The sequence below is a fragment of the Kutzneria kofuensis genome, from assembly GCF_014203355.1.
GTDB lineage: Bacteria > Actinomycetota > Actinomycetes > Mycobacteriales > Pseudonocardiaceae > Kutzneria > Kutzneria kofuensis.
This window is the reverse complement of sequence record NZ_JACHIR010000001.1, coordinates 7492060-7515399: the sequence shown is the minus strand read 5'-3', so window position 1 is coordinate 7515399 and position 23340 is coordinate 7492060. Positions and strand designations below refer to the sequence as shown.

29 protein-coding genes are annotated in these 23340 nt (G+C 70.4%); 11 read left to right on the top strand and 18 right to left on the bottom strand.

Annotated features, from left to right (window positions below; all coding sequences use genetic code 11):
- Positions 1-6 precede the first annotated feature (6 nt).
- Both BJ998_RS34340 and BJ998_RS34335 read left to right on the top strand, forming a co-directional pair.
- Positions 7-756: a hypothetical protein gene (locus tag BJ998_RS34340; protein ID WP_184867463.1), complete on the top strand. Its 750-nt coding sequence runs from the start codon at positions 7-9 to the stop codon at positions 754-756.
- An 11-nt stretch (positions 757-767) separates the two neighbouring features.
- Positions 768-1235 carry a hypothetical protein gene (locus tag BJ998_RS34335; RefSeq protein WP_184867462.1) on the top strand — a complete coding sequence of 156 codons (468 nt, stop codon included), beginning with the start codon at positions 768-770 and terminating at the stop codon, positions 1233-1235.
- Here the strand turns inward: BJ998_RS34335 and BJ998_RS34330 are convergent.
- Entirely contained in the window at positions 1232-2080 is an 849-nt protein-coding gene (locus tag BJ998_RS34330) for a tRNA (adenine-N1)-methyltransferase (protein ID WP_184867461.1), read from the bottom strand. The two genes, BJ998_RS34335 and BJ998_RS34330, sit on opposite strands and share 4 nt — an antisense overlap.
- Positions 2081-2168: 88 nt before the next feature.
- Complete coding sequence (locus BJ998_RS34325) at positions 2169-3305, bottom strand: site-2 protease family protein (protein ID WP_184867460.1); 1137 nt, start codon at positions 3303-3305, stop codon at positions 2169-2171.
- Positions 3306-3515: 210 nt separating this feature from the next.
- On the opposite strand from BJ998_RS34325, the gene BJ998_RS34320 reads away from it, so the two are divergent.
- The 3 genes from BJ998_RS34320 to BJ998_RS34310 all read left to right on the top strand — a co-directional run bounded on the left by BJ998_RS34320 (position 3516) and on the right by BJ998_RS34310 (position 5376).
- The gene (locus tag BJ998_RS34320) at positions 3516-3977 is read left to right on the top strand and encodes a DUF8821 family protein (protein ID WP_184867459.1); all 462 of its coding nucleotides are present in this window, start codon (positions 3516-3518) and stop codon (positions 3975-3977) included.
- Between the two features lie 129 nt (positions 3978-4106).
- The gene (locus BJ998_RS34315) at positions 4107-4952 is read left to right on the top strand and encodes a RecB family exonuclease (protein ID WP_184867458.1); all 846 of its coding nucleotides are present in this window, start codon (positions 4107-4109) and stop codon (positions 4950-4952) included.
- A gap of 61 nt (positions 4953-5013) precedes the next feature.
- Positions 5014-5376 carry an STAS domain-containing protein gene (locus tag BJ998_RS34310; RefSeq protein WP_184867457.1) on the top strand — a complete coding sequence of 121 codons (363 nt, stop codon included), beginning with the start codon at positions 5014-5016 and terminating at the stop codon, positions 5374-5376.
- On the opposite strand, the gene BJ998_RS34305 is transcribed toward BJ998_RS34310, so the two are convergent.
- From BJ998_RS34305 to BJ998_RS34285, 5 genes are read right to left on the bottom strand one after another with little or no spacing between them, the layout of a single operon-like run.
- Positions 5373-5915 (bottom strand): class I SAM-dependent methyltransferase, encoded by a 543-nt coding sequence (locus tag BJ998_RS34305; protein ID WP_184867456.1) that lies wholly within the window; start codon positions 5913-5915, stop codon positions 5373-5375. The two genes, BJ998_RS34310 and BJ998_RS34305, sit on opposite strands and share 4 nt — an antisense overlap.
- Entirely contained in the window at positions 5908-6129 is a 222-nt protein-coding gene (locus BJ998_RS34300; protein ID WP_184867455.1) for a hypothetical protein, read from the bottom strand. The genes BJ998_RS34305 and BJ998_RS34300 overlap by 8 nt, the downstream gene beginning before the upstream one ends.
- A 30-nt stretch (positions 6130-6159) precedes the next feature.
- Positions 6160-7005, bottom strand: coding sequence for an ATP phosphoribosyltransferase (gene hisG / locus BJ998_RS34295; RefSeq protein ID WP_184867454.1), 846 nt, complete (start codon positions 7003-7005; stop codon positions 6160-6162).
- A 20-nt stretch (positions 7006-7025) separates the two neighbouring features.
- Complete coding sequence (locus BJ998_RS34290; protein ID WP_312890458.1) at positions 7026-7289, bottom strand: phosphoribosyl-ATP diphosphatase; 264 nt, start codon at positions 7287-7289, stop codon at positions 7026-7028.
- A 36-nt stretch (positions 7290-7325) separates the two neighbouring features.
- Complete coding sequence (locus BJ998_RS34285) at positions 7326-7568, bottom strand: holin (protein WP_184867452.1); 243 nt, start codon at positions 7566-7568, stop codon at positions 7326-7328.
- Between the two features lie 132 nt (positions 7569-7700).
- Between BJ998_RS34285 and BJ998_RS34280 the strand changes: the two genes are divergently transcribed.
- Positions 7701-8741 (top strand): NAD(P)-binding domain-containing protein, encoded by a 1041-nt coding sequence (locus BJ998_RS34280; protein WP_184867451.1) that lies wholly within the window; start codon positions 7701-7703, stop codon positions 8739-8741.
- 22 nt (positions 8742-8763) lie between these two features.
- Positions 8764-9675 (top strand): patatin-like phospholipase family protein, encoded by a 912-nt coding sequence (locus BJ998_RS34275; RefSeq protein ID WP_312890588.1) that lies wholly within the window; start codon positions 8764-8766, stop codon positions 9673-9675.
- Positions 9676-9776: 101 nt separating this feature from the next.
- Here BJ998_RS34275 and BJ998_RS34270 read toward each other — a convergent pair whose 3' ends face one another.
- From BJ998_RS34270 to BJ998_RS34250, 5 genes are all read right to left on the bottom strand, one after another.
- The gene (locus tag BJ998_RS34270; RefSeq protein WP_184867449.1) at positions 9777-10058 is read right to left on the bottom strand and encodes a phospholipase; all 282 of its coding nucleotides are present in this window, start codon (positions 10056-10058) and stop codon (positions 9777-9779) included.
- A 12-nt stretch (positions 10059-10070) separates the two neighbouring features.
- The gene (locus tag BJ998_RS34265) at positions 10071-11462 is read right to left on the bottom strand and encodes a DUF4331 domain-containing protein (protein ID WP_184867448.1); all 1392 of its coding nucleotides are present in this window, start codon (positions 11460-11462) and stop codon (positions 10071-10073) included.
- 14 nt (positions 11463-11476) lie between these two features.
- On the bottom strand, positions 11477-11749 hold the full coding sequence (locus BJ998_RS34260; RefSeq protein ID WP_184867447.1) for a twin-arginine translocation signal domain-containing protein: 273 nt from the start codon (positions 11747-11749) through the stop codon (positions 11477-11479).
- A 125-nt stretch (positions 11750-11874) separates the two neighbouring features.
- Positions 11875-12891 carry a beta-ketoacyl-ACP synthase III gene (locus BJ998_RS34255; RefSeq protein ID WP_312890457.1) on the bottom strand — a complete coding sequence of 339 codons (1017 nt, stop codon included), beginning with the start codon at positions 12889-12891 and terminating at the stop codon, positions 11875-11877.
- 241 nt (positions 12892-13132) lie between these two features.
- Positions 13133-13798, bottom strand: coding sequence for an HAD family hydrolase (locus tag BJ998_RS34250; protein ID WP_312890456.1), 666 nt, complete (start codon positions 13796-13798; stop codon positions 13133-13135).
- Positions 13799-13985: 187 nt separating this feature from the next.
- On the opposite strand from BJ998_RS34250, the gene BJ998_RS34245 reads away from it, so the two are divergent.
- Positions 13986-14903 carry a PAC2 family protein gene (locus BJ998_RS34245; protein WP_184867446.1) on the top strand — a complete coding sequence of 306 codons (918 nt, stop codon included), beginning with the start codon at positions 13986-13988 and terminating at the stop codon, positions 14901-14903.
- 82 nt (positions 14904-14985) lie between these two features.
- On the opposite strand, the gene BJ998_RS34240 is transcribed toward BJ998_RS34245, so the two are convergent.
- The 3 genes from BJ998_RS34240 to BJ998_RS34230 are packed head-to-tail and all read right to left on the bottom strand — an operon-like array spanning position 14986 to position 18351.
- Positions 14986-16212, bottom strand: a complete 1227-nt coding sequence (locus BJ998_RS34240; protein WP_184867445.1) for a dihydrolipoamide acetyltransferase family protein — start codon at positions 16210-16212, stop codon at positions 14986-14988.
- A 34-nt stretch (positions 16213-16246) separates the two neighbouring features.
- Positions 16247-17260 (bottom strand): alpha-ketoacid dehydrogenase subunit beta, encoded by a 1014-nt coding sequence (locus BJ998_RS34235; protein ID WP_184867444.1) that lies wholly within the window; start codon positions 17258-17260, stop codon positions 16247-16249.
- Positions 17260-18351 carry a thiamine pyrophosphate-dependent dehydrogenase E1 component subunit alpha gene (locus BJ998_RS34230; RefSeq protein WP_184867443.1) on the bottom strand — a complete coding sequence of 364 codons (1092 nt, stop codon included), beginning with the start codon at positions 18349-18351 and terminating at the stop codon, positions 17260-17262. Before BJ998_RS34230 ends, BJ998_RS34235 begins: the two co-directional genes overlap by 1 nt.
- Positions 18352-18467: 116 nt before the next feature.
- On the opposite strand from BJ998_RS34230, the gene BJ998_RS34225 reads away from it, so the two are divergent.
- A complete protein-coding gene (locus BJ998_RS34225) occupies positions 18468-18971 on the top strand; it encodes an Lrp/AsnC family transcriptional regulator (protein WP_281393029.1) in 504 nt (167 codons plus the stop codon).
- Here the strand turns inward: BJ998_RS34225 and BJ998_RS34220 are convergent.
- Together BJ998_RS34220 and BJ998_RS34215 are read right to left on the bottom strand one after the other, a co-directional pair.
- Positions 18961-19782 carry a VC0807 family protein gene (locus BJ998_RS34220; protein ID WP_184867442.1) on the bottom strand — a complete coding sequence of 274 codons (822 nt, stop codon included), beginning with the start codon at positions 19780-19782 and terminating at the stop codon, positions 18961-18963. The genes BJ998_RS34225 and BJ998_RS34220 overlap by 11 nt on opposite strands.
- Positions 19783-19796: 14 nt before the next feature.
- Complete coding sequence (locus BJ998_RS34215) at positions 19797-20264, bottom strand: MarR family winged helix-turn-helix transcriptional regulator (RefSeq protein ID WP_184867441.1); 468 nt, start codon at positions 20262-20264, stop codon at positions 19797-19799.
- A gap of 317 nt (positions 20265-20581) precedes the next feature.
- On the opposite strand from BJ998_RS34215, the gene BJ998_RS34210 reads away from it, so the two are divergent.
- Together BJ998_RS34210 and BJ998_RS34205 are read left to right on the top strand one after the other, a co-directional pair.
- Positions 20582-20956, top strand: coding sequence for a peptidase inhibitor family I36 protein (locus BJ998_RS34210; protein ID WP_184867440.1), 375 nt, complete (start codon positions 20582-20584; stop codon positions 20954-20956).
- 146 nt (positions 20957-21102) lie between these two features.
- Positions 21103-21957 carry an SAM-dependent methyltransferase gene (locus tag BJ998_RS34205; protein ID WP_184867439.1) on the top strand — a complete coding sequence of 285 codons (855 nt, stop codon included), beginning with the start codon at positions 21103-21105 and terminating at the stop codon, positions 21955-21957.
- On the opposite strand, the gene BJ998_RS34200 is transcribed toward BJ998_RS34205, so the two are convergent.
- A complete protein-coding gene (locus BJ998_RS34200; RefSeq protein ID WP_184869119.1) occupies positions 21954-22943 on the bottom strand; it encodes an MBL fold metallo-hydrolase in 990 nt (329 codons plus the stop codon). The two genes, BJ998_RS34205 and BJ998_RS34200, sit on opposite strands and share 4 nt — an antisense overlap.
- Between the last annotated feature and the right edge of the window lie 397 nt (positions 22944-23340).

Genomic DNA, 23340 nt, shown 5'->3' with positions numbered 1-23340 from the left:
AACGCAGTGACCTATCCGCCGCAGCCACCGGATCCGTACGGCCAGCAGTACACGCCGCCGCCTCCGCAGCCCGGCTACGGCCAGCAGCAGTACCCGCCGCCGCCCCCGAATCCGTACCCCCAGCAGCCGTACCCGCAGCAGCCGTATCCCCAGCAGCAGCCCTACGGGCAGTTCGGGCAGCAACAGCCGGGCATGTACCCGGGCGGCCTGCCGCCGCAGCCACCGCGGCCGAACAACTCCAGGACGATCCTCATCGTCCTGGGCGTTGTCGTCGTCATCGGCCTCGGCCTGGGCGGGATCGTGTGGTTCAACAACGCGAACGCGCCGCAGAACACCACGGTCTCGGTCGGCACGAGCACGACTCACACCCCGACCACCAGCCACAGCTCGCCGCCGTCGTCCGGCAGCGCGGGCTCCGGCACCGGCTCCGGATCGAGCGGCGCGCCGGCCAGCAGCCCGAAGGCCCTGGCGACCGCGTTCATCGCCGCCGTCAACAACCACGACGCCGACGCCGCCCTGCCGCTCGTGTGCAGCACGGACCGGGACTCCTACGCGACCAGCGCGAAAGGTCCGAAGTCGATATTCAACCCGGCCAACCAGGCGCACATGGAGATGAAGAGCCTCTCGCAGTCGGACAGCACGCACGCCGCGGCGAAGGTGCACTCCGAGGGCACTGTGGACGGCCAGGCGCAGAGCCAGGACGGCGTCATCACCATGGTCCAGCACGACAGCGGCTGGACGATCTGCGGCAGCTAGGCTGATCAGCCGTGAGCTTCCAGCAACCGCCGTTCGACTCGTCCACCGTGCGCCGGGGTCCGACCCGGCGCAAGGACGCCTGGATCATCGGCGGCACGGCGGTGGGCGTGCTGGCCATGCTCGGCATCGGCGCCTGGGCCGTCGTGGCGATCACCAGCAGCCGGAACCAGCCGGTGCCCCAGGGCGCCGGCTCGCCGGCCGCCGCCCCCGTCGACCCGCTGGCCGCGGCCGCCGCGCAGCAGTTCACCGACGCCCTCGCCAACGACGACGTGGCGGCGGCCAAGCTGGTCGTCTGCTCGTCGGAGAACCCGCAGGCCGCCGGCGTGAAGGTGCCGTACGAGGTTCGCAAGCTCGCCGTCAACGGCTCCACCGGCACGTTGGTGCTGGTCAAGCACCCGCAGCCGGGTCAGGACGTGGACGTTCCCGCCGTCCGGCTGGTCAAGCAGGACGGCGGCTGGAAGGTCTGCGGGGCCGCCTAGTTGTTGCCGGTCGAGGTCGGCCGGCGCTGCGGCTTCGGCGTGACCACGCCGTCGGCCAGCCGGCGGGCCGTCAGCAGGAACGCGGTGTGCGCGATCATCCGGTGCTCCGGACGCACCGCCAGGCCCACCACGTGCCACGGGCGCATCATCGTTTCCCACGACTCCGGCTCGGTCCAGCACTGCTGCTCACGCAGCGCCTCCGTGACCCGGGACAGCTGCGTCGTCGTCGCGACGTAGACGACGAGGACGCCGCCGGGGATCAGGGCGTTCCTGACCGTCGGCAGCACGTCCCACGGGGCCAGCATGTCCAGGATGACCCGGTCGACCTCGCCGCCGTCGGCCGCCGACGGGTGCTCGGCCAGGTCGGCGACGGTCAGCGACCAGTTGTCCGGGACCTTGCCGAAGAACTGCTCCACGTTGCGGACGGCGTGGTCGGCGTGGTCCTGGCGCACCTCGTACGAGATGACCTTGCCCTGGTCGCCGACCGCGCGCAGCAGCGAGCAGGTCAGCGCGCCCGAGCCGGCCCCGGCCTCCAGCACGCGGGCGCCCGGGAAGATGTCGCCCCACATGACGATCTGCGCCGCGTCCTTGGGGTAGATCACCTGCGCGCCGCGCGGCATGGACAGCACGTAGTCCGGCAGCAGCGGGCGCATCGCCAGGTAGGAGGTGTTCGCCGCGGACGTGATCAGCGAGCCCTCCGGCTTGCCGATCAGGTCGTCGTGCGCGAGCGCGCCCCGGTGGGTGTGGTACTCCTTGCCGGGTTCGAGGATGATCGTGTAGTGCCGACCCTTCGAGTCGGTCAGCTGCACACGGTCTCCGGCCTGGAAGGGCCCACTCACACTCACTGCGTTCCTTTCGCCGCGTTCCGCGGCGGGCCGGTCCGCCATTCAGGCCGGACCCGCATGTGCCGGCGGATTCTCGGCCGTCATCCTCTCAACCCCGCTTGCGGCCCATCGAGGCGGCCCTGAGGTCCTGGCGGCGCAGCACGCCCGCCGGTCGCCCTTCGTCGTCCACCACGAGGAACTGCCAGGCGGCCGTGGTGCGGACCCGCTCCGCGATCTCGTCGTTCGGGTCCGAGTCCAGCAGCACCGTCTCCGGCCGGATCGGCTCGGCCGCCACCTCCGCCGGCGTCAGCGGCGACTGCTCCGCGATGCGGCGGGCCGCGTCCTCGTCCAGCAGGCCAGCGGCCACTCCGTCGGCCCGGACCAGCACCACTCCCCTGCCCGCCGAGGCCGCCAGCGCGTCCGCCACCGGGCTCTCCGCCGGCAGCTGCAGCACCGGACGTACCAGATCGGCCAGGGTCACCCCCTCCGGCCAGGTCCGCTGGACCTCGGAGAGCAGTTCGCTGCGGGCGCCCGCGATCACGAACCACGCGGTCACCACGCAGACGCCCAGCCACAACCAGCGGTCCGTCGAGCCCTGGACCAGGCGCAGCAGCGCCCACAACAGCAGCAGGCCCGCCACGATGCCGCCGCCCACCACCGCCGTGCGGGTTCCCGTGCCGCGTTTGCCCGTCAGGCCCCAGACCGCCGCCCTGAGCATCCGGCCGCCGTCCAGCGGCAGGCCCGGCAGCAGGTTGAACACCGCCACCGCCGCGTTCGCCAGCGTCGTTTCGAGCAGCAGCAGCCAGATCGGGCCGCCCTGCGGCACCACGAACAGCGTCGCGCCGAACACCAGCGCCAGCACGATCGACACCGCCGGACCCGCCGCCGCGACCAGGCCCTCCTGCGCCGGCTTCGCCGGCGAGCGGCCCACCTCCGAGATGCCGCCCAGCAGGAACAGCCTCAGCCGGCGGACCGGGAGGCCGTAGCGCAGCGCCACCATGCAGTGGCCCAGCTCGTGGGCCAGCACCGAGACCCCCAGCAGCAGGGCGAAGCTCGCCGCCAGGACCAGCGCCGCCGCCGTGCCGATGCCCGGCATGAGCTGGCCCACCATCGGCGTGTACAGGGCCGTGACCACGATCGAGCCGATCCACCAGGACGGCGCCAGCAGCACCGGCACGGTGCCGACCCGGAACAGACGAAGGCCACCATCGGGGTCGCCCGGACGGGTCCAGCTGGTGGTGGCCACAAGAGCAGGGTAGAGCCCCTGGTGTGGGGCCGCCGTGACGAGGCGGCGGCACCCGCACTTCCCGCCGCTGGCCACCCTCGACCTGCGGCTGACCGAGTCCCGGACGCCGAGCTCCCGGGTCGTCCACCTTCGCTACCAGCGCATACGCTGAGTTCGACCATCGGTGGAAGAGGTTCGACTCCACCGGACATGCACGCGGAGGAATTCGTCATGCCCTATGTCGTGGACTTCGACACCGTGTCGACCGTCGGCCTGGAGTCGTCGCCGGTCGCGGCCGCGCTGGCCGGCCTGCGGGCGAACGAGGCCCGGTACTTCAAGAACAAGTACGACCACGTCTTCACGGTCGAGCCCGCGAGCGACGCCGGGCCGACCATCGACTGGGTGCACCGGATCCTTGCGGAAGAACGCGGCATCGTCATCTCCTCTCGCCCGCTCGAGGCGACCGCGTTCCAGGTCGAGAACATTCGGATGGCCTATGTCTTCTACGAGAACGGTCTTTCCATCAACGTGATGTACACCGTCGACGAGTCCGGGAAACGAGCGGTCGGCTTCAAGCTCTCCGACGGGATGGAAGTCCCCGCGGAACTCGCCTCGTTCAAGTTCGCCCGACAGAAGTCGAAGCTGGCCGGAACCATCCGCGGCTCCTACTTCGTCATCAAGAACGAGTACTGACCCCGGGATCGGCGGTCCTCCGGCCCGCCACCCGCGACCGTATTCGCCGCGACGGCATTCGGGTGGTCTTCACCCGCCGGCGCACGGGCCGCATCGGGACTGTCAGACCCGCTGGGTAGCGTTTGAATCATGGAGAAGGTCGTGCGCAGGCCGGCGCTGTCCCCCTCGCGGGCCAGCGATTTCAAGCAGTGCCCACTGCTCTACCGGTTCCGGGCGGTCGACCGGCTGCCGGAGAAGCCGACCAAGGCGCAGATCCGGGGCACGGTCGTGCACTCGGTGCTGGAACGACTGTTCGGGCTGCCGGCCAACGAGCGGGTGCCGGACACGGCCAAGGACCTGCTCGGGCCGGCCTGGCAGGACCTGCTGGCGGAGCGCGCGGAGCTGGGCGAGCTGTTCGAGCAGGAGGAGGAGCTCACCGAGTGGCTGGCCTCGGCGGAGGGCATGCTGACCAGCTACTTCGGCCTGGAGGACCCGCGCCGGCTGGAGCCGGAGGCGTGCGAGCTGCTGGTGGAGGCGGAGCTGCCGTCGGGCATGCTGCTGCGCGGCTACATCGACCGGCTGGACGTGGCGCCGACGGGTGAGATCCGGGTCGTCGACTACAAGACGGGGGCCGCGCCGCGGGAGATCGGCGAGGCCAAGGCCATGTTCCAGATGAAGTTCTACGCCCTGGTGCTGTGGCGGCTGCGCGGCGTGGTGCCCCGGCAGCTGCTGCTGATGTACCTGTCGGACCGGCAGAACCTGGCCTACCAGCCGGACGAGGCGGAGCTCCGCCGGTTCGAGCGCACGCTGGAGGCGATCTGGGACGCCATCCTCAAGGCCGGCAAGACCGGTGACTTCCGGCCGAACCGGAGCCGGCTGTGCGACTGGTGCGACCACAAGGCGCTGTGCCCGGAGTTCGGCGGCACGCCGCCGCCGTACCCGGGCTGGCCGGAACCGGACCCCGGGGTGGAGACGGCGCTGGATCGAGCGGACTAGGCTGTCGTTCACCCGACCCGCACGCCCGGTCACCCAGGGTGGCCCGGCGAAGGGAGTGTGCATGTCCGTCGAGGACTTCGACCTGATCACGGTCCGCACCGAGGCCGCCGGCGACGCCGTCGTCGTGCACGTCAGCGGCGAGCTCGACCTGTCGACCGCCGACGTCGCCGAGGCCGAGCTGGGGCAGGCCGTCGGCAGCGGCGCCCCGGCGGTGATCGTGGACCTGGACCGGGTGAGCTTCCTCGGTTCGACCGGCCTGCGCGTGCTGCTGTCGACACGCGACCGGGCCAACGACTCGGGCGTCGATCTCCGGCTGGTCGGCGACCAGCGGGTGGTGCTGCGTCCGTTGCAGGTCAGCGGCCTGATGCCGGCGTTCCAGGTGCACGCCTCGGTGCCGGACGCGATCGCGGCGCTGACGGCCTAGGTCCTCGCCACGACGGTCGCCGTCAGCAGCGACGAATGCCAGGTCGGCTCGCGGAAACCGACCGCGGCCAGCAGCCGGTCGGCGCTGCGGCGGGTACGCGCCCGGCACCGCAGCCACGCGGAGGGGCCCAGCAGCGGCGAGAACAGGTCGCTGAGCACGAGTGTGCCGCCGGGCCGGAGCATGCGGGCGCATTCCGCCAGGCCCTGGCGCTGGTCGTGCCAGCGGTCGAAGGACATGGTGCTGACGACCAGGTCGAAGCCGCCGTCGGCGAACGGCAGGTGCTCGGCGAAGGCGTTGCCGTAGCGGATCCGTGGATCGAGGCCGGGCACGGCGGAGGCGGCCTTCACGACGTCGGCCTCGGCGTCGATGCCGACCAGGGCCTCGGCCTCGGGCACCCGCGTGGCGAGCAGCCGCAGCAGCGTGCCGAGCCCGCAGCCGACGTCGAGGACGCGACGCGGCGCCGGCACGGCGGCCAGGGCGATGTCCAGGGTGCGCTCGATCGTGTTCCCGGGCATGGCCGGGATCGTTGCACTAGGCATGCGTGAACGCTGTTACGCCGGACAGCGCGATCATGGACAGCAGGTGCCCGTCCAGGCCGAGCGCCGGCGTCAGCAGCCGGGACACCGGCGTCCTGCTCAGCGTCGTGAACAGGACCGCCGGCATCGCGACGTGGAACACCAGCCGGCCCAGCACCAGTTCGGCGCGGTCGCCGAGCACGGTCAGCGCCCGGATGGGCACGAACGCGGCCAGCACTGGGGCGGGTGGGTCAGCGTGGGCCCGGGGTCACAGTCGGCACGAGCGGATGTCCGAGGCCAGCACCGCCTTGGCGCCCAGCGCCGCCAGCTCGTCCATGATCTTGTTGGCTTCCTTGCGCGGCACCATCGCCCGCACGGCGGCCCAGGTCTCGTCGGCCAGCGGCGCCACGGTCGGCGACTCCAGGCCGGGCGTGATCGTCAGGGCGTCGTCGAGGATGGCCTTGGGGCAGTCGTAGTCCAGCATCAGGTACTGCTGGGCCAGCACGACGCCCTTGAGCCGGGCGGTCAGCTGCGACATGGGCGCGGTCAGCTCCGAGCCGTCGCGCTTGACCAGGATCGCCTCGGACTTGCAGATCACGTCGCCGAAGGCCACCAGGTTGTGCTGACGGAGCGTGCGGCCGGAGCCGACGACGTCGGCGATGGCGTCGGCGACGCCGAGCTGCACGGAGATCTCCACGGCGCCGTCGAGGCGGATCACGTCCGCCTCGATGCCGCGCCGGCTCAAATCGTCCACGACCAGCCGCGGGTAGGCCGTGGCCAGCCGCATGCCCTGCAGGTCGTCGACCTTCCAGTCGCGGCCGGCCGGCGCGGCGTAGCGGAACTGCGAGCCGCCGAAGCCCAGCGACAGCAGCTCCTCGACGCCGGCGCCGGAATCCATCGCCAGGTCCCGGCCGGTGATGCCGAGGTCCAGCTCGCCGGAGCCGACGTAGATGGCGATGTCCTTGGGCCGGAGGAAGAAGAACTCGACGTCGTTGGTGGTGTCGAGCACGGTGAGGTCGCGCTGCTCATGGCGTCCCCGGTAGCCCGCCTCGGCCAGCATGTCGGCTGAGTTCCCGGCAAGGGCGCCCTTGTTGGGCACCGCGACGCGCAGCATCTGCTTACTCCCGTTGTCGCTCATAGGTAGCGGTAGACGTCGTCGAGGGTCAGGTCACGGCCCAGCATCAACACCTGGACGCGGTAGAGCAACTGGGATATCTCCTCGGCCAGCCGCTCGTCGGACTCATGCTCGGCGGCGATCCACACCTCGCCCGCCTCCTCCAGGACCTTCTTGCCCTGGGCATGGACGCCGTCGTCCAGCGCCGCCACCGTGCCCGACCCCGCGGGCCGGTCCTTCTTGCGGTCGGTCAGCTCCGCGAACAGCTCGTCGAACGTCTTCACGGGAGCTGATCCTCCCATCCCCCGTACGGCCGCTTCCTACTTGGGGGTGGCCTGGTGCACGGGCGGCACCAGGCTCGGGGTGCCGGGTTTGCCCAGCGGGGCGGACCCGACGGAGGTCAGCACGGACAGCAGCGCGGCCATGCCGGCGGTGGACAGCGACGTGGACCACGGAGCGTTCAGCAAACCGACGCTTCCCGCTCCCAGAACGGCAACCAGCGCTTGGCAGAACGTCTTCATGGCGCGTTCGATCGTGCACTGCCAGAAGGTCAAGGTGAACATTTCGGTCTCCCCTCCTCGTTGTCCATGAGCCCCGACCAGGACCGCTGATACGGGTCGCTGTGAGCAATCCGACAGGCAGTGCGGAAGCACCCGGTTGCCGTAGCCGTTGCCCAGGGTGTGGATGTCGACGTCATGGTGATCGGAGCCGGTCAGGCGGGGTTGTCGGCCAGTTATTTCCTGCGTCACTACGGCGTCGGGCACGTGGTGCTGGACGGCGCGCCGGTGGCGGGCGGGGCGTGGCAACACCGCTGGCCGTCGCTGCGGCTGGGCAAGGTGCACGGCATCCACGACCTGCCGGACATGCCGCTGGGCCGGCCCGACGAGTCGCGGCCGGCGTCCGAGGTCGTGTCCGAGTACTTCGCGGCGTTCGAGCGCAAGAACGAGCTGCCGATAATTCGACCGGTTCGGGTGACGTCGGTCCGCGAGAAGGGTGACGGTCGACTGCTTGTTGTCACCGACAAGGGTGAATGGGTGGCCCGGGCCGTGATCAATGCGACCGGCACGTGGGAACGGCCGTTCTGGCCGCACTACCCCGGCCAGCGCACGTTCCAGGGCCGGCAGCTGCACACCGCCGACTACCAGGGGCCGGAGGAGATGGCCGGCAAGCGCGTGGTCGTGGTCGGCGGTGGGGCCTCGGCGACGCAGGCGCTGGCGGAGATCTCCCTGGTCGCGGCCGACACGACGTGGGTGACGCGGCGGCCGCCGGTCTGGCGTGAGGGGCCGTTCAAGGAGCAGGACGGCCGCGCCGCGGTGGCGCTGGTCGACGAGCGGGTGCGGGCCGGGCTGCCACCCATCAGCGTGGTCGGTGTGACCGGATTGGGCGTTACGCCGGACGTCGCCGAGGCGCGGGCGCGCGGTGTGATGGAGCGGCTGCCGATGTTCGACCGCGTCGTGCCCGACGGCGTGGAGTGGTCCGACGGCCGGCACGTGCCGGCCGACGTCATCCTCTGGGCCACCGGGTTTAGGGCTGCCCTCGACCACCTCGCCCCGCTGCGTCTTCGTGCCCCCGGCGGCGGCATCCTCATGGACGGAACCCGCGTTGTCGTGGACCCTCGAATTCACCTCGTCGGGTACGGGCCGTCGGCTAGTACCGTTGGCGCGACGAGGGCAGGGCGTGCGGCGGCCCGGGAGGTCCGGGACCTGCTGGCGAGGCAGGCAGTGAGCGCCGCCTGAGAGGTGGGGCGCGTTGGACTTCGTGCACGGCGACCGGGACGTGTTGGACGTGCTGCGGGCCCGGCGGGCCGCCGGCAGCAGGCCGGGACGGCGCAAGGACGGGCTGCGGGTGGCGCTCGTCGTCGAGGGCGGCGGCATGCGGGGCGTCTACTCCGGCGGCATGGTTTCCGCCCTCGAGGCGCTGGGCCTTCGCGACGCCTTCGACGACGTCTACGGCACCTCCGCCGGCGCCTTCTCCGCCGTCGCGCTCGCCGTCGGCAAGGGCTCCGAGGCCGGCGCCGTGTACTACGAGGACCTCGCGTCCCGTGACTTCATCAACTACCGCCGGGCGCTGACCGGTCGGGGGCCGCTGATCAGCCTCGACTACCTCGTCGAGCACGTCCTGGAGAAGGCCAAGCCCCTCAACTACGAACTGCTGGCCGACTCCGACATCCCCGTGCGCACCGTCGCCACCCGCCTCGACACCGGCACCGCCGAGGAGCTCTCCGGCCTCGACTGCGCCGACGACTGGCGTGCGGCGTTGCGGGCCACCTCCTGTGTCCCTTTCCTCTGTGGCCCCGCCATCTCGTTGCAGGGCGCTCAGTGGATCGACGGCTCCGTGGCCGAGCCCATCGCCATCGAACGCGCGTTGGAGCGGGAGGCCACCCATGTGCTGGTGCTGCTTTCCCGTGCCCCCACCGAGAAATCCCCCAAGGGTGGCGAACACCCCCTCATGTCCGTGGTGGCCCGCGGCCTCGATCCCGTAGTCGCCGAGGCCTTGCGTCGCCGTGCCGAGAAGCACGCCACCGCCATGCAACTCCTGACCGGCCGTGGCCTGCTGGCCTTGCGCCCCACCACCGACTGCGGCATCAACGGCCTCACCACCAACATCCCCCGCCTCCGCCGCGCCGCCGAAACCGGCGCCGCAGCCGTCAGAGCAGTGTTCGCCGCCTGAAAACCCCGGCGAGTCGCGCTCTCAGACACACCGAATGTAAGCCTCAGGCATGTGCTGGAAACCTACATTCGGTGTGCTCCAGAGCGCGACTCACCGGGGTTCTACCAGGTGTATTCGGCGACCTGGCCGCCTTCGATGCGGACGGTGCCGTGGACGGTGTCGTGATCCCGCCAGACCCTGTACTCGCCGGCATGGACCCGGGGGAACACGGCGTTGTGCCGCACACCGTCGGGTAAGTGCCGGGCGTGCACCTGGTTGTGGAATCGCTGGTGGTCGAAACCGACGGGGCTGAGCTCGATCTCGGCGGAGTCGAGCTCGGGGCCGGTGTGGATGACGAGGGCGCCGATGTCGCCGCCGATGTCGAGAACGAGGCTGTCAGCCACGGGAGTTCGCTCCTACTTCGCCGGCGTGTCGAAACCGTCGTGGGGCACGCCCAGGTACGGGAAGTGCGGCATGAAAGGGATGTCGAGGTTGGCGGGAGTAAGGCCGTCGGTGACCTGCCCGGCGACCGCGTCGGGCTTGAAGTTCTTGTCGATGAGGCTGAAGGTGACCCCGGCGATGGCGCGAAGTTCGACCGTGACGACGTCGTCGTAAACCCGGCGGCCGTTGGGGAAACCGGCCAGGTCACCGCCGACGACGCCGAGGATGTTGGGCTTCCTGGCCGGCGGAACGGCGGTGTTGAGGCGGAGCATGTCGGCCTGCACATGACCGGTGTTGTTCTGGAAACCGTTGACCACGCCGGAGGGGAGACCGGTCAGGAGGACGGCGGCCAGGTCGTCGCGGGACTTGCCGGACTTGTTCAGGGCGTCCAGGTTCGGGAAGGCGCCGGGGTACAGCACCGGCAGCAGGCCGGCGAGTTCGGGCTTGGTGACGAACTGGGCGAAGTTCTTGTCGTCCGACGGCTGCGAGCGGTTCCACTCGTCCTTGCGGGACATGGGAATCAGCACCTCGTTGACGAGGGGGTTGCCCAGCCGGGACACCTGGTTCCACGGTCCGGACCACTCGTGCTTGCGCTTGACGTCGTCCCACAGCTTGACCTGCTGCCGAAACGCCGCGGTCCACACGCCGATCACGGAAGCGGGATTGTTGACGTCCCTGGCGTTGTAGCCGCCGCGGGTCAGGTCCGAGATCGGCACCTGCAGCGCGATGGTGTGCACGTTGAGGTCCTTGGTGGCGTTCACGCCGCCGGAGTTGACCAGCTTGGCCAGCCCGAAGTTGTTGTGCGCGCCGTCGAACGGGCGCAGCCGGCCGAGGTCGAAGATCGCGCCGAGGTCGACGTAGAAGCCGTCGGAACGCTGCCCGGCGAACACCTTGCGGCCGCCGCCGAGGTCGCGCACGGCGTCCTGGGCCAGCTTGGCGTAGTTCGGAGTGGACAGTGGGCCGATGTTGCACGGCGGGCTGGGCAGGTGGGCGCCGAGCTTCTGGCTCTGGCCGCGGCTGATCCGGGTGACGTCGTAGAACTGCTTGCGGTTCCAGTTCGGCGAGTCCAGCGACTGGATCGGGCCGGTGTTGTACAGGAACGTGTTGTTGTTGCCCAGCTCGGTCTTGAACCGGAACTGGTAGGTGACATCCGCCCGGCCGTCGCCGTCGTTGTCGATGTTGATCTCGTACAGCACGTCCTCGCCGAACTCGAAGAAGTTCGGCCCGGCGGCGGGCGACTGCAGCGGCACGTAGTTCGCGATCAGCGTGACGGTGTTGGGCACGTCGGGGCTGACGAACGCGTACAGGTCCGCGGAGTCGGCGACCGGGTCCTGCGAGATCTCGGGGGCTTCGCGATGCGATGACAACGTCAATCTCCTCGTCAGCGGGCGGCCTGGGCCAGTCGGGCGGCCAGTTGCGGGTCTTTGAGCCGGACCAGCTTGGTGCCGACGAAGATGTCGATGTCCCCCGACGCGACGTCCCGGACGTGCGCGACCACGGGCTCGGCCGTGCCGCCCGCGGCCTGCGGGTCGGTCTGCGCCGACGCGCCCGTGGTGAACGCCTCGACGGCGACACCGCCGACGACACCGGCGGCGCCGACGGCCAGCGCGCCGCGCAGCAGCTTGCGGCGCGACACTGGGGAAAGACTTGTCATGATCCGGGTCTCCAGACAGAAGGTACGAACTGGCGCGAGTCGGGTCACCAGATCACTTCGCGCGGAGAACCGGATCAGTTCACTCGAAGGCTAGTTGCAACTCATATGCAACAAGCGGGCGGGTGTCACGGCAGCACGACAACCTGGCCGGCGAAGCTCAGGCCGGCGCCGAATCCCAGCAAGAGCGCGGTGTCGCCGCTGCGGGCGGCGCCAGAGGACAGCAACGCGTCGATGGCGAGCGGAACCGACGCGGCGGAGGTGTTGCCCTGCTCGACCACGTCCCGCGCGATGGCGACCGACGACGGCAGCCGAAGCGACCGGGCCAGAGCTTCGGTGATCCGATCATTGGCCTGGTGCGGGATGAACGCGTCGAGATCGGCGACGTCGATGCCGGCCGCCTCCAGCGTGCGGCGCGCGACCTTGGCCATCTCCACGGTCGCCCACCGGAACACCGGCTGGCCGTTCATCCGCAGCGCCGGCGCCTCCGCCGACGGGTCCTTGGCCAGCTGGTCCCGCCAGTCCAGCCAGCTGTGGTCCTGGCTGATCAACTCGGCCTGGCTGCCGTCGCTGCCCCACACCACCGGCCCGATGCCGGGCTCGTCGCTGCCGCCGACGACGGCCGCGCCGGCGCCGTCGGCGAACAGGAACGCGGTGCCGCGATCCCGGTCGTCGATCAGGTCGGTCATCCGCTCCACGCCGATCACCAGCACGTGCTCAGCGCTGCCGCCGCGCACGATGTCGCCGGCCAGCGCCAGGCCGTAGCAGAAACCGGCGCAGGCGGCGGAGATGTCCATCGCTCCGGCGTTCACCGCGCCGAGTCGGGTGGCGACCTCACTGGCCGCCGCGGGCGTCTGCCGCAGGTTGGAGATCGTCGCCAGCAGCACGCAGCCGATCCGCTCCGGGTCGATGCCGCTGCTCTCCAGCGCCGCCGACGCCGCCGCGGTGGCCATCTCGACGATCGTCTCGTCCTCGCTCGCCCATCGGCGGCTGCGAATGCCGGACCGGGTGCGGATCCACTCGTCCGAGGAGTCGATGAGCCCCGCCACCTGGTCGTTGTCCACGACCAGCCGTGGCCGGTACGCCCCGACGCCGAGCATGGCGGCGTGGCGCACGGGGACGCTGGTGCGGATGGACGCCCTCACAGCGGCGGCTCCTGTCGTCGGCGCGGAAAAACACGGTCCGTCAAGGAGATCCGCTACCGATCGGTAAGGCAATTCCGCCGACGGTCGCGTCCGCCACACCAAAAAACGACCCTGTCTCGTTTCGATTAATGCGGGAAAGAAATCGGGCGCCGGGGCCTGTTCGGCCCCGGCGCCCGTCCGTCCCCGGTAGTACCTGCCAGAATGCCAGCCGAACGGGTGATATACCAGTTGGCGGCGCTATTTACCGGTCCAGCAGTGCCCCGAGTGCCGGCACGTCCACGCCGACCAGCGACTCGCGGTGCACCATGCCCGGCCCGATCGGGACCTCCACGTCGCACGGCACGACCAGCACCGTGCAGCCCGCGGCGGCCGCCGACGCGGAGCCGGTCGGCGAGTCCTCGATCGCCACGCAGTCGGCCGGGTCGACGCCCAGCAGCCGCGCCGCCTTCAGGTACGGCTCGGGCAGCGGCTTGTTCCGGCCGTCCACCTCGTCGCCACAGATGGTCACGTCGAAGAAGTCACGGCCGATCGTGTCCAGCGCGACCTCGGTCAGGGCGCGCTCGGTGGACGTGACCAACGCCGTCGGCACGCCCGCCTCCTTCACCGCCGCGAGCAGATCGGCCGCCCCGGGCCGCCACGGCAGGCCCTCGCGGAACAACTCCTCTGTTCGCTTGGTGAGAAATCGGCCGCCCTCCTCCATGGCCAGCCGGTCGTGCGGCAGCCCGAGGTCGTCGAACATCAGGACCATGGTCCGGTCCATGTTGGACCCGATCATCACGGCCCGCGTCTCCGGCGAGAGCACGCCGCCGAGGCCGGCGGCCAGATCGGCCAGCGAGACGTCCCAGACCTTCTCCGAGTCGATCAGAGTGCCGTCCATGTCGAACAAGACCGCCGCCGGCCTGCGCACGGTAACTCCCGCCTGTCGAGGTGCAACCGCGTCCCACCGTAACCGAGCCGACCCCGCCGACCGGCCGTTGCGAGGGCCGGTGCGGCCAGCGACACACCCCTGCGCCGAGGCGACGTCGTTACGACGCGCGGGCACTTATGAGGTGCACCGAACGAGTAGGCGGCGGCCCGGGTCGTAGGCTGGGCCGGTGACCGATCCGGACCTGAACCCAGAGGGCGCCTCGGCCGAGCAGCGTCAGCTCACCGACCCCGTCCTCGTGGCCGCTTTCGAAGGGTGGAACGACGCCGGCGACGCCGCCAGCACCGCGATCGAGCACCTCGAACTCACCTGGGACGCCACTCCCCTCGCCGAACTCGACCCGGACGACTACTACGACTTCCAGGTCACCCGACCCACGGTCCGGATGGTCGAGGGCATCACGCGGCGGATCGAGTGGCCAACCACCCGGCTGTCGGTCTGCCGCCCGCCGGGATCCTCGGTGGACGTGGTGCTCGTGCACGGGATCGAGCCGAACATGCGGTGGCGCAAGTTCTGCGCCGAGCTGATCGGCTACGTCGAGCAGCTGGGCGTGACCACCGTCGTGACGCTGGGGGCCATGCTGATGGACACCCCGCACACCCGCCCCGTGCCGGTCACCGGCATGGCCTACGACGCCAACTCGGCGGCGAAGTTCGGGCTGGAGAGCTCGCGGTACGAGGGCGCGACCGGCATCGTCGGGGTGTTCCAGGACGCGTGCGTGCAGGCCGGCGTGCCGGCGATCTCGTTCTGGGCCGCCGTGCCGCACTACGTCTCGCAGCCCCCGGCCCCCAAGGCCACGCTGGCGCTGCTGCACCGGGTGGAGGAGGCCCTCGACATCGAGGTGCCGCTCGGGGCGCTGCCGGAGCAGGCCGAGGAGTGGGAGCAGACGGTCACCGAGATGGCCGAGGAGGACGAGGACGTGCGCAACTACGTCCGCGCCCTCGAGGAGCGCGGCGACGCCGACAACCAGCTCACCGAGACCAGCGGCGACGCCATCGCCGCCGACTTCGAGCGCTACCTGCGCCGCCGCGGCCGCGGCGGCCCCGGCCAGCGGGGCGACGGCCCGCCCGGTCCGCTCGGCCGGTGATTGTTCCGTAGCGGCAAAGGCGGCGGGGATGTCCCCGCCGCCTTTTTGACGCGAATTGACCGGCGATTACGGATCCGGGTTTCTACAAACCTCTCAGCAGGGTCAGCGGGTTTTCCACGCAGTCGGCGACGTAGCGGAGGAATCCGCCGGCCACGCCGCCGTCGCAGACGCGGTGGTCGAAGGTGAAGGAAAGCTGGGTGACCTTGCGGACGGCGAGTTGGCCGTCGACGGCCCAGGGTTTGTCGGTGATGCGGCCGACGCCGAGCAGGCCGGCCTCCGGGTGGTTGATGATGGGGGTCGAGCCGTCCACGCCGAACACGCCGTAGTTGTTCAGGGTGAAGGTGCCGCCGGTCATGTCCTCGACGCCGAGCGTGCCGGCGCGGGCCAGCTCGGTGAGGCGGGTGAGCTCGGCGGCCAGTTCCAGGGTGGTGAGGCGGTCAGCCCCACGGACGACGGGAACCACCAGGCCGCGGTCGGACTGGACGGCGAAGCCGAGGTTGACCGACCGGAGCCGGACGATCTCCTGCCGCTCGGTGTCCACAGTGGAGTTCAGCTCGGGGTACCGGGCCAGGCCGGCGACGCAGATGCGGGCCATCAGGGCCAGCACGCCGACACCGATGACCTTGCGGGCGTCCATCAGCCCGGTGGCGTCGACGTCCACCCAGGTGGTGGCGTCGGGGATCTCGCTACGGCTGCGGCTGAGCTTGTCGGCGATGGCCCGGCGCATGCCGCGCAGCGGGATCCGCTCCCCGTCGACGGCCGGCGCGGGCTTGGCGATGGCGGCCTCGACGTCCTTGCGGAGGATGATCGAGTCGGGGCCGCTGGGCGTGAGCGTCGCGATGTCGATCCCGTTGTCCCGGGCCAACTTCCGGACCAGCGGGGAGATCACCTTCGGCGCCTGCGCGACGGCCGGCTCGGCGGGCCTGGCCACGGTGGCGACCTTGGCCCGGCGGCGACGCGTGCGGGGCTGGTCGTCCTTGGTGCCGTAGCCGATCAGCACGTTGCCGGAGCCGGCGGCTTGCTCGGAGCCACTGGATTGCTCAGCGCCGACGGATTCCCCGGAAACGGCCGCGCCGACGGCGATCAGCGGCTCCCCCACCGACACCACGGAACCGGCCTCGGCGAACAGCTTCAGCACGGTGCCCTCGAACGGCACCGGCACCTCGACGGCGGCCTTGGCCGTCTCCACCTCGATCACGACCTGGTCGACGTGCACGGTGTCGCCGACGGCGACCTTCCAGCCGAGCACCTCGGCCTCGGTCAGCCCCTCCCCCAGGTCGGGCAGCCGGAACAGCTGTTCCACGGTCATGACACCGCCTCCACGGCAAAGAGAGTGTCGGCGGTCATGAGTGCGCCCCCGTGAGGTACCGGTGATCGGGCTCGTCGGTGAACTGCAGCCGGTCCACGGCGTCCAGCACCCGGTCCACGCTGGGCAGGTGCGAGTGCTCCAGCATCGGCGGCGGGTACGGGATGTCGAAGCCGGACACCCGGATCACCGGCGCGGCCAGGGAGTGGAAGCAGCGCTCCTGGATCCGGGCCACGATCTCGGCGCCGAAGCCGGCGAAGCCGGAGGCCTCCTGCACGACGACGCAGCGCCCGGTCCGGCGCACCGACCGCATCACGGTGTCGTCGTCGAACGGCACCAGCGAGCGCAGGTCGATCACCTCCAGCTCGATGCCCTCCTCGGCGGCGGCCGCAGCCGCCTGCAGCGCGACCGGCACCGACGGCCCGTACGCGATGAGCGTGGCATCCTTGCCGTGCCGGCGGATCGCGGCGTGCCCGAGCGGCTCGTCGACGTGTCGGAGCTCGATGTCCTCCTTGGACCAGTACAGCTTCTTCGGCTCCATGAAGATCACGGGGTCCGGGTCGTCGATCGCCTCGCGCAGCAGCGTGTACGCGTCGTTGACGGTCGCCGGCGACACCACCTTGAGACCCGGGGTGTGCACGTAGTACGCCTCGCTGGAGTCGCAGTGGTGCTCGACGCCGCCGATGCCGCCGGCGTAGGGCACGCGGATCACCATCGGCACTGACAGGTGGCCACGGGTCCGGTTGCGCATCTTGGCCACGTGCGAGGTGATCTGCTCGAACGCCGGATAGGCGAACGCGTCGAACTGCATCTCCACGACGGGCTTGTAGCCGCCCATCGCCATGCCCAGCGCGAAGCCGACGATGCCGGACTCGGCCAGCGGCGTGTCGAAGCAGCGCTGCTCGCCGAAGTCCCTGGTCAGGCCGTCGGTGATGCGGAAGACGCCGCCGAGCTGGCCGACGTCCTCGCCGAAGACGAGCACCCGCTCGTCGGCCGTCATGGCGTCGCGCAGGGCGCGGTTGAGCGCCTGCGCCATGGTGGTGGCGGCCATCAGCCCTCCTGGGCCTTGAGCTCGGTGGCCAGCAGGTCACGCTGCTCGACGAGCTGCGTGGTGGGCCGGGCGTACACGTGGTCGAACAGGGCCATGGGGTCCAGGTGCGGGTCGGCGTTCATCCGGCTGCGCAGGTCCGCGGCCAGGCGCTCGCCCTCGGCCTGCGCCTCGGCGACGTCCTCGTCGGTCAGCGCGCCGATGCCGCGCAGGTGCTTCTCCAGGCGGGCCAACGGATCCGCGTCCAGCCAGCGGTCGACCTCGGCGCTGTCGCGGTAGCGGGTGGCGTCGTCGGCGTTGGTGTGCGCCTCGATGCGGTAGGTGTGGGCCTCGATCAGGAACGGCGCGCCGGCGCGGGCGTGCTCGAACGCCTTGTGCAGCACGGCGAGCATGGCCACCGGGTCGTTGCCGTCGACCTGCTCGGAGCGCACGCCGTAGCCGACTCCCTTGTACGCCAGCGAAGGCGCCGCACTCTGCTTGTCCAGCGGCACGGAGATCGCGTACTTGTTGTTCTGCACCAGGAAAACCACCGGAGCCTCGAACACCGCCGCGAAGTTCAGCGCCTCGTGGAAGTCACCCTCGCTGGTCGCGCCGTCGCCGATCAGCGCGAGCACCGCGCTGTCGGTTCCGTTGCGCCGCAACGCGTACGCCAGACCCGTGGCGTGCAGCGTCTGGGTGGACAGCGGTGTGCACTGCGGGGCGACCCGGGCCGCATTGGGGTCGTACCCGCAGTGCGCGTCACCGCGCAGCAGCGTCAGCACCTCGACGGGGTCCATGCCCCGGGAGACCATCGCCATGCTGTCGCGGTAGGTCGGGAACAGCCAGTCGTCCTCGCGCAGCACCATGGCGGCGGCGATCTGGCACGCCTCCTGGCCGCGGCTGGACGGGTAGACGGCGAGCCGGCCCTGCTTGGTCAGGGCGGTCGACTGGGCGTCGAAGCGGCGGCCCACCACCATCCGGCGGTGGGCGTCCCGCAGCTCCTCGACGCTCGGCAGGGTGTAGCCGGCGGGGCCGTCGACGGTGGTGCCGTCCTCGGCGAGGTAGCGGACGGGGGTGGCCGAGGGCAGCAGGTCCGTGGCGATGTGATCGGACACCGGGGTCCTCCTTCGGCAGACGTTTGCAGGCGCTTTCTCGACATTCTGAGCTCCTTGTCCGACACTGGCGGAAGATCCGAGACAGATTTCCGCCACCGGGCCGTCTGGAGGGCCATTTGTCCATCGAGACCGACGTCACACCGTCGCCGGCCGGACGTTCTGCCGCCGAGCTCGACGACACCGACCGCGCGATCCTGGCCGAGCTGCGGCGGGACGGCCGGATGTCGATCAGGACGCTGGCCGAGCGCGTGCACATCTCGCGCACGAGCGCCTACGCGCGGTTGGACCGGCTGCTGGCCGACCAGGTGATCACCGGCTTCACCGCGGAGATCTCGCCGCGCCGGGCCGGCCTGGGCACGAGCGCGTACGTGCTGCTGACGATCGAGCAGAACACATGGCGCTCGGTGGCCAAGGCGCTGCGCGGCATCCGCTACATCGAGCACCTGGCGCTGGTCGGCGGCGACTTCGACGTGCTGGCGCTGGTGCACGCGCCGGACAACGTGGCGCTGCGCGAGGTGGTGCTGGAGAAGATCCAGAGCATCAAGGGGGTGCGCGGGACCCGGACCTGGCTGGTGTTCGAGGAGGATCCCGGCAGCGGCGCCCAGTGGGCTAGGCCCTGACGGCCATCTCGGCTTCGACGAGCCGGCTCAGCCTGGGCACGAGGATCACCTTGTAGCCCAGGATGAACAGCGCCAGCAGACCGATCACCGGCAACTGTGAGACAAGGCTCGAGGCCACGACCTCGTCGGCGTTGTACTGGAACGCCAGCACGACCCGCAGCACCGATTCGGCCAGCAGCACGACGGCGAAGGCGGCGGTGCCGATCCGTTCCAGGCGACGGAATTCCGCGGAGTTCTCCCAGGCCTTGTCGTAGGCCACGTCCCGCTTCGGGTCGCCGGCGACGGCCATCGGCCGGCTGACGACGAACATGAAGGCCTTGCCGCGGAACACCGTCGCGAACACGTAGACCGCGGCCACGAAGGTGTAGAAGGCGGGGCGGGCCACCAGGAACCGCGGGTCGCCGCTGGTGACGAAGCTGAGCACGATGCCCAGCGCGAGCTCGGTCAGCACCAGCAGGGCGAAGCCGTCCAGCTTGCGGCGGCGGATGATCGACACCGCCATGCCCACGCCCTGGAGCACCACACCCGCCACCAGCGCGATCGCCGCCGCGACGCCAAGGGCGTACAGGCCGAACATCACCGCCAGCGACACGATCGTGCAGGTCAGCAGCAGCGCGGTGTCGCGCTCACCCGTGTCGGTCAGCTTGCCGAAGGCCGCCTTGCCGGCGATCAGGATGCCGCCGGCCGCCAGCGACAGGACCGACGGCACGCCCAGCGGCTGCAAGGCGAGGTAGACCGCGATCGGGACGACGATGTCCAGCGCCATGTCGAGCAGCGCGACGAGTAAGACGCGTGCTTTGGCCGTGTTCATGGAAAGGTTCCCCCTCAACGTCGGCGGCGGCCGCGTTCGGGCCGCTCCTCCTGCTCACGTTCCGAAACGGCCGCCTTGCTGTGCTCGAACTTCCACAGCAGGCGGGTCAGCTCGCGGATCTCGTCCGCGTCCCAGTCCTCGACGAAGCTCTCGAACCGGCGCATGCCGAACTCGGTCAGCTCCGCGATCTCCTGGCGGCCCTGCTCGGTCAGCTCCGCGACGAACGCCCGGCCGTCGCTGGGGTCCGGGCGGACCGTCACCTTGCCCTCGTCCTCCAGGTCGCGCAGCTGCCGCGTGACGAGCGACCGGTCCACCCCCATGGCCTCGGCCAGCTCCGACGGCCGGCTGCCCTCGTGCATGGCGACGGTTTGGAGCAGCCGCAGCTCGCCGGCCTTGGGGCGCTGCTTCATCGCCCGCGTCATGCCGTTGTTCACCACGAACAGCGCCGCGACCAGTCCCTCGACGTCCTCCCGGCTCACCATGCGCCCACTGTAGAGGTAGTTGATGGACTCCATCAACTAGTTTGCCCAAGGAAGGCCGGCGCTCACCCAGTCGGGGCTGAGCGGGCCCAGGCGGAGCGAGGCGGGGCGAGAAGGGCAAGGCGAGGCGGCCCGAGTTCGCCAACGACCCCGAAGAAACAATTCCAGAATTCGAATCCCCGTAATTGCGGCCACAAACAATCGTGCGGCGAGATGGCGCCAGCGGCGGCATCTCGCCGCAGGTCGAGCTTGTTCGACCGAAGCGGCGAGAGTAGAGCTGATTATGCATGTTCCACACAAAACCATGAATGGAGCTATTCGTGCTTCGCATCTATTCCGCCGCGGTCGCCCTGCTCGCCGCGCTCGGCACCGCCCCGATGGCAGCCGCCGCTCCAGCGGCATCCGCACAGCCCATGGGCTACGACAGCTGCAAACCCGGCTGGTTCTGCATCTACAGCGGCTGGAACGGCGGAGGCACCAAATGCCAGTGGTCGGACCCCAGCGTGCGGGACACCGCCGACCTCTGTTCCTTCATCCAGAAAGGACAGAACGTCCGTTCTGTGTGGAACGGAACCGGACACCGGGTGCAGTACTACACCGGGAACAATTATCACAACCGCATCGGATCCACCCTCGCCCATGCGGGCGGAAACCTACAGGGCAACTACCAGATCCGTTCCTTCCGACCTCAATGAGAGGGCGGGCAGACCGGTTGATATTCCCACGTCCCCAGACGCCACAACGGCGGGTCGACCGGTGACCCGGCTCACAAGGTTGGTTAGGGCTACTAAGTGATACGTTGCGTACGCAACTGACTACGCGATGTCGGGAGGGGTCACCGATGACGCAGCAGGCCGACTGGGACATTGTCACCGACGTGGGCATCACCGCGCTGGCCGTCGCCGCCGCGCGGGCGATCGAGAGCCACCGGGCGAATCCGCTGGTGTCCGATCCGTACGCGGAGCTCTTCGTCGCCGCGGCGCGGCCGCAGCCGCCGATGCCGACACGGCCGGCCGACGCGCCGGATCCGTGGCAGGACATGGGCGACTACCTGGGCGTGCGGTCCCGGTTCTTCGACGAGTACTTCGCCGCCGGCGCGACCAGGCAGGCGGTGCTGCTCGCGGCCGGACTGGACGTGCGGGGCTACCGGCTGGACTGGCCGGCCGGCACCGTCGTCTACGAGCTGGACGTGCCGAAGGTGTTGCAGTTCAAGCAGAACGTGCTCGCCGACAACGGCGTCGCGTCGCGCACCGAGGTCCGGAACGTGGACGTCGACCTGCGTGACGACTGGCCGACGGCGCTGCAACGCGCCGGTTTCGACCGCACGGCGCCGACCTCCTGGCTGGCCGAGGGGTTGCTGCCGTTCCTGCCGAACGACGCCGTCGAGCGGCTGTTCACCCTCGTCGACGAGCTGTCCGCGCCGGGCAGCCGGTTCGCCGTCGAGCACATCGACATCGACGTCAGCGACCTGGCCAACCAGCAGCCGATGGCCGACATGGCCAAGGACTTCGGGTTCGACATCACCGACATGTGGCCGAACGACAAGACCTTCGCCCCCGTGCAGTGGCTGGCCGACCACGGCTGGCGGGTCACCAGCACGCCGGTCCTAGCCGCGGCCGAGGGCTACGGCCGTCCGCTCCGGCCGAGCGCCGCTGGCCTGCGGCACACCGTGCTCATCACCGCCACCAAGGGCTAGGCGCGATAGCGCGCGACTCCGTCCACTGTGGACGACCGCAGCCGTCCGTCCCGGACGAGCACGTCCAGGTGGGCGGAGGTCTCGCCGATGGCCAGCATCCGGTTGAAGATGTCCATCTCGGACAGCTTGCGGTTGTGCCGGGTCCAGCCCATCCGGGCCGCCACCTCGGCCGCCGTCGCCTCGTCCTGAGCGAGGGCGTGTTCCGTCTCGTCCAGGCGGCGGCGGTGGTGGTCGAGCAGCTCGTCCACGCGGACGTGGGTGGAGTCGGCGACCGGGCCGTGCGCCGGCAGCAGCCGCATCTCCGGGTGCTCGCGGACCAGCCGCAGCGAGTCCAGGTAGTCGCCGAGCGGCAGTTCCTGCCGGACCAGCTCGAAGCCGATCGACGGCGTGATGTGCGGGAGGATGTGGTCACCGGCGAAAAGCAGCGACGAGTCGGCGTCCAGGAATACCAGGTGGCCCGCCGTGTGCCCCGGTGTCGGCAGCGCTCGCAGCGTCCGCGTCTCCAGCCGGATGTCCGTCGCGCCCCGGATCCACTCGTCCGGCTGCTCGTAGCCGTCCTGCCGGGGGCCACCCTTCTTCATCCCCTGCCGCATCCGCTCCGCGATGTCCTCCGCGCCCCAGCGGACCAGGTCGTTCAGCTGGCCCTCGACCCGCCCGTGCAGGATCGCCTCCAGCGAGGGCTGCTCCCCGATGCCCAGGCTCACCCGGGACCCGAACATGCGCCGCAGCGTGATGCCCAGCGTGTAGTGGTCGCGGTGGACGTGCGTCACCAGGAACCGGCTGATGCTCTCGAAGCCGTGCCCGATGCTGCCCAGGGCCTGTTCCAGCTGGTCACGCGCCTCGTCAAGGGCCCAGCCCGAGTCCACCAGCACCAGCTCGTCGCCGTCCGCGACCGCGTAGACGTTGACCGCGCGCAGGCCGTCGTTGGGTAGCGGCAGCGGGATCCGGTGCACCCCCGGCGCCACCTCGTACGCCCCCGGCTCCATCCACGCCGTCCGGGCATCGGCGATATCAGTTGCCAAAGCCAACCTCCCTCTCGGGAGTGTGCCACGGCGGCCCCCGCCCGCAGCCGCGCGGTGAACAGCGTCACGTGGCGGCGGTCACGGGCTCACCCGCGACGCCCAGGTCGGGTCGATCGCTCCGTAGATATGGCCGCCACGTGGCTCGACGCCGCCGTGAGGAGGAGCACCCATCGGCCGCCTTGAGCGCACGAAGAGAAGTAGCAGCCGGCCCGCGTGATGGTGGCGGACGAGTGTTGCCCGGCGCCACCACCACGCGGTTCGTGTCAAGGCCAGCGACCGCTTTTCCGAGGCGATTGTTCCAGCCAGCCCCGACGGGTCGTTCTCGTGACTAAAACACCGCTAGCTTCCATTTTCGACACCC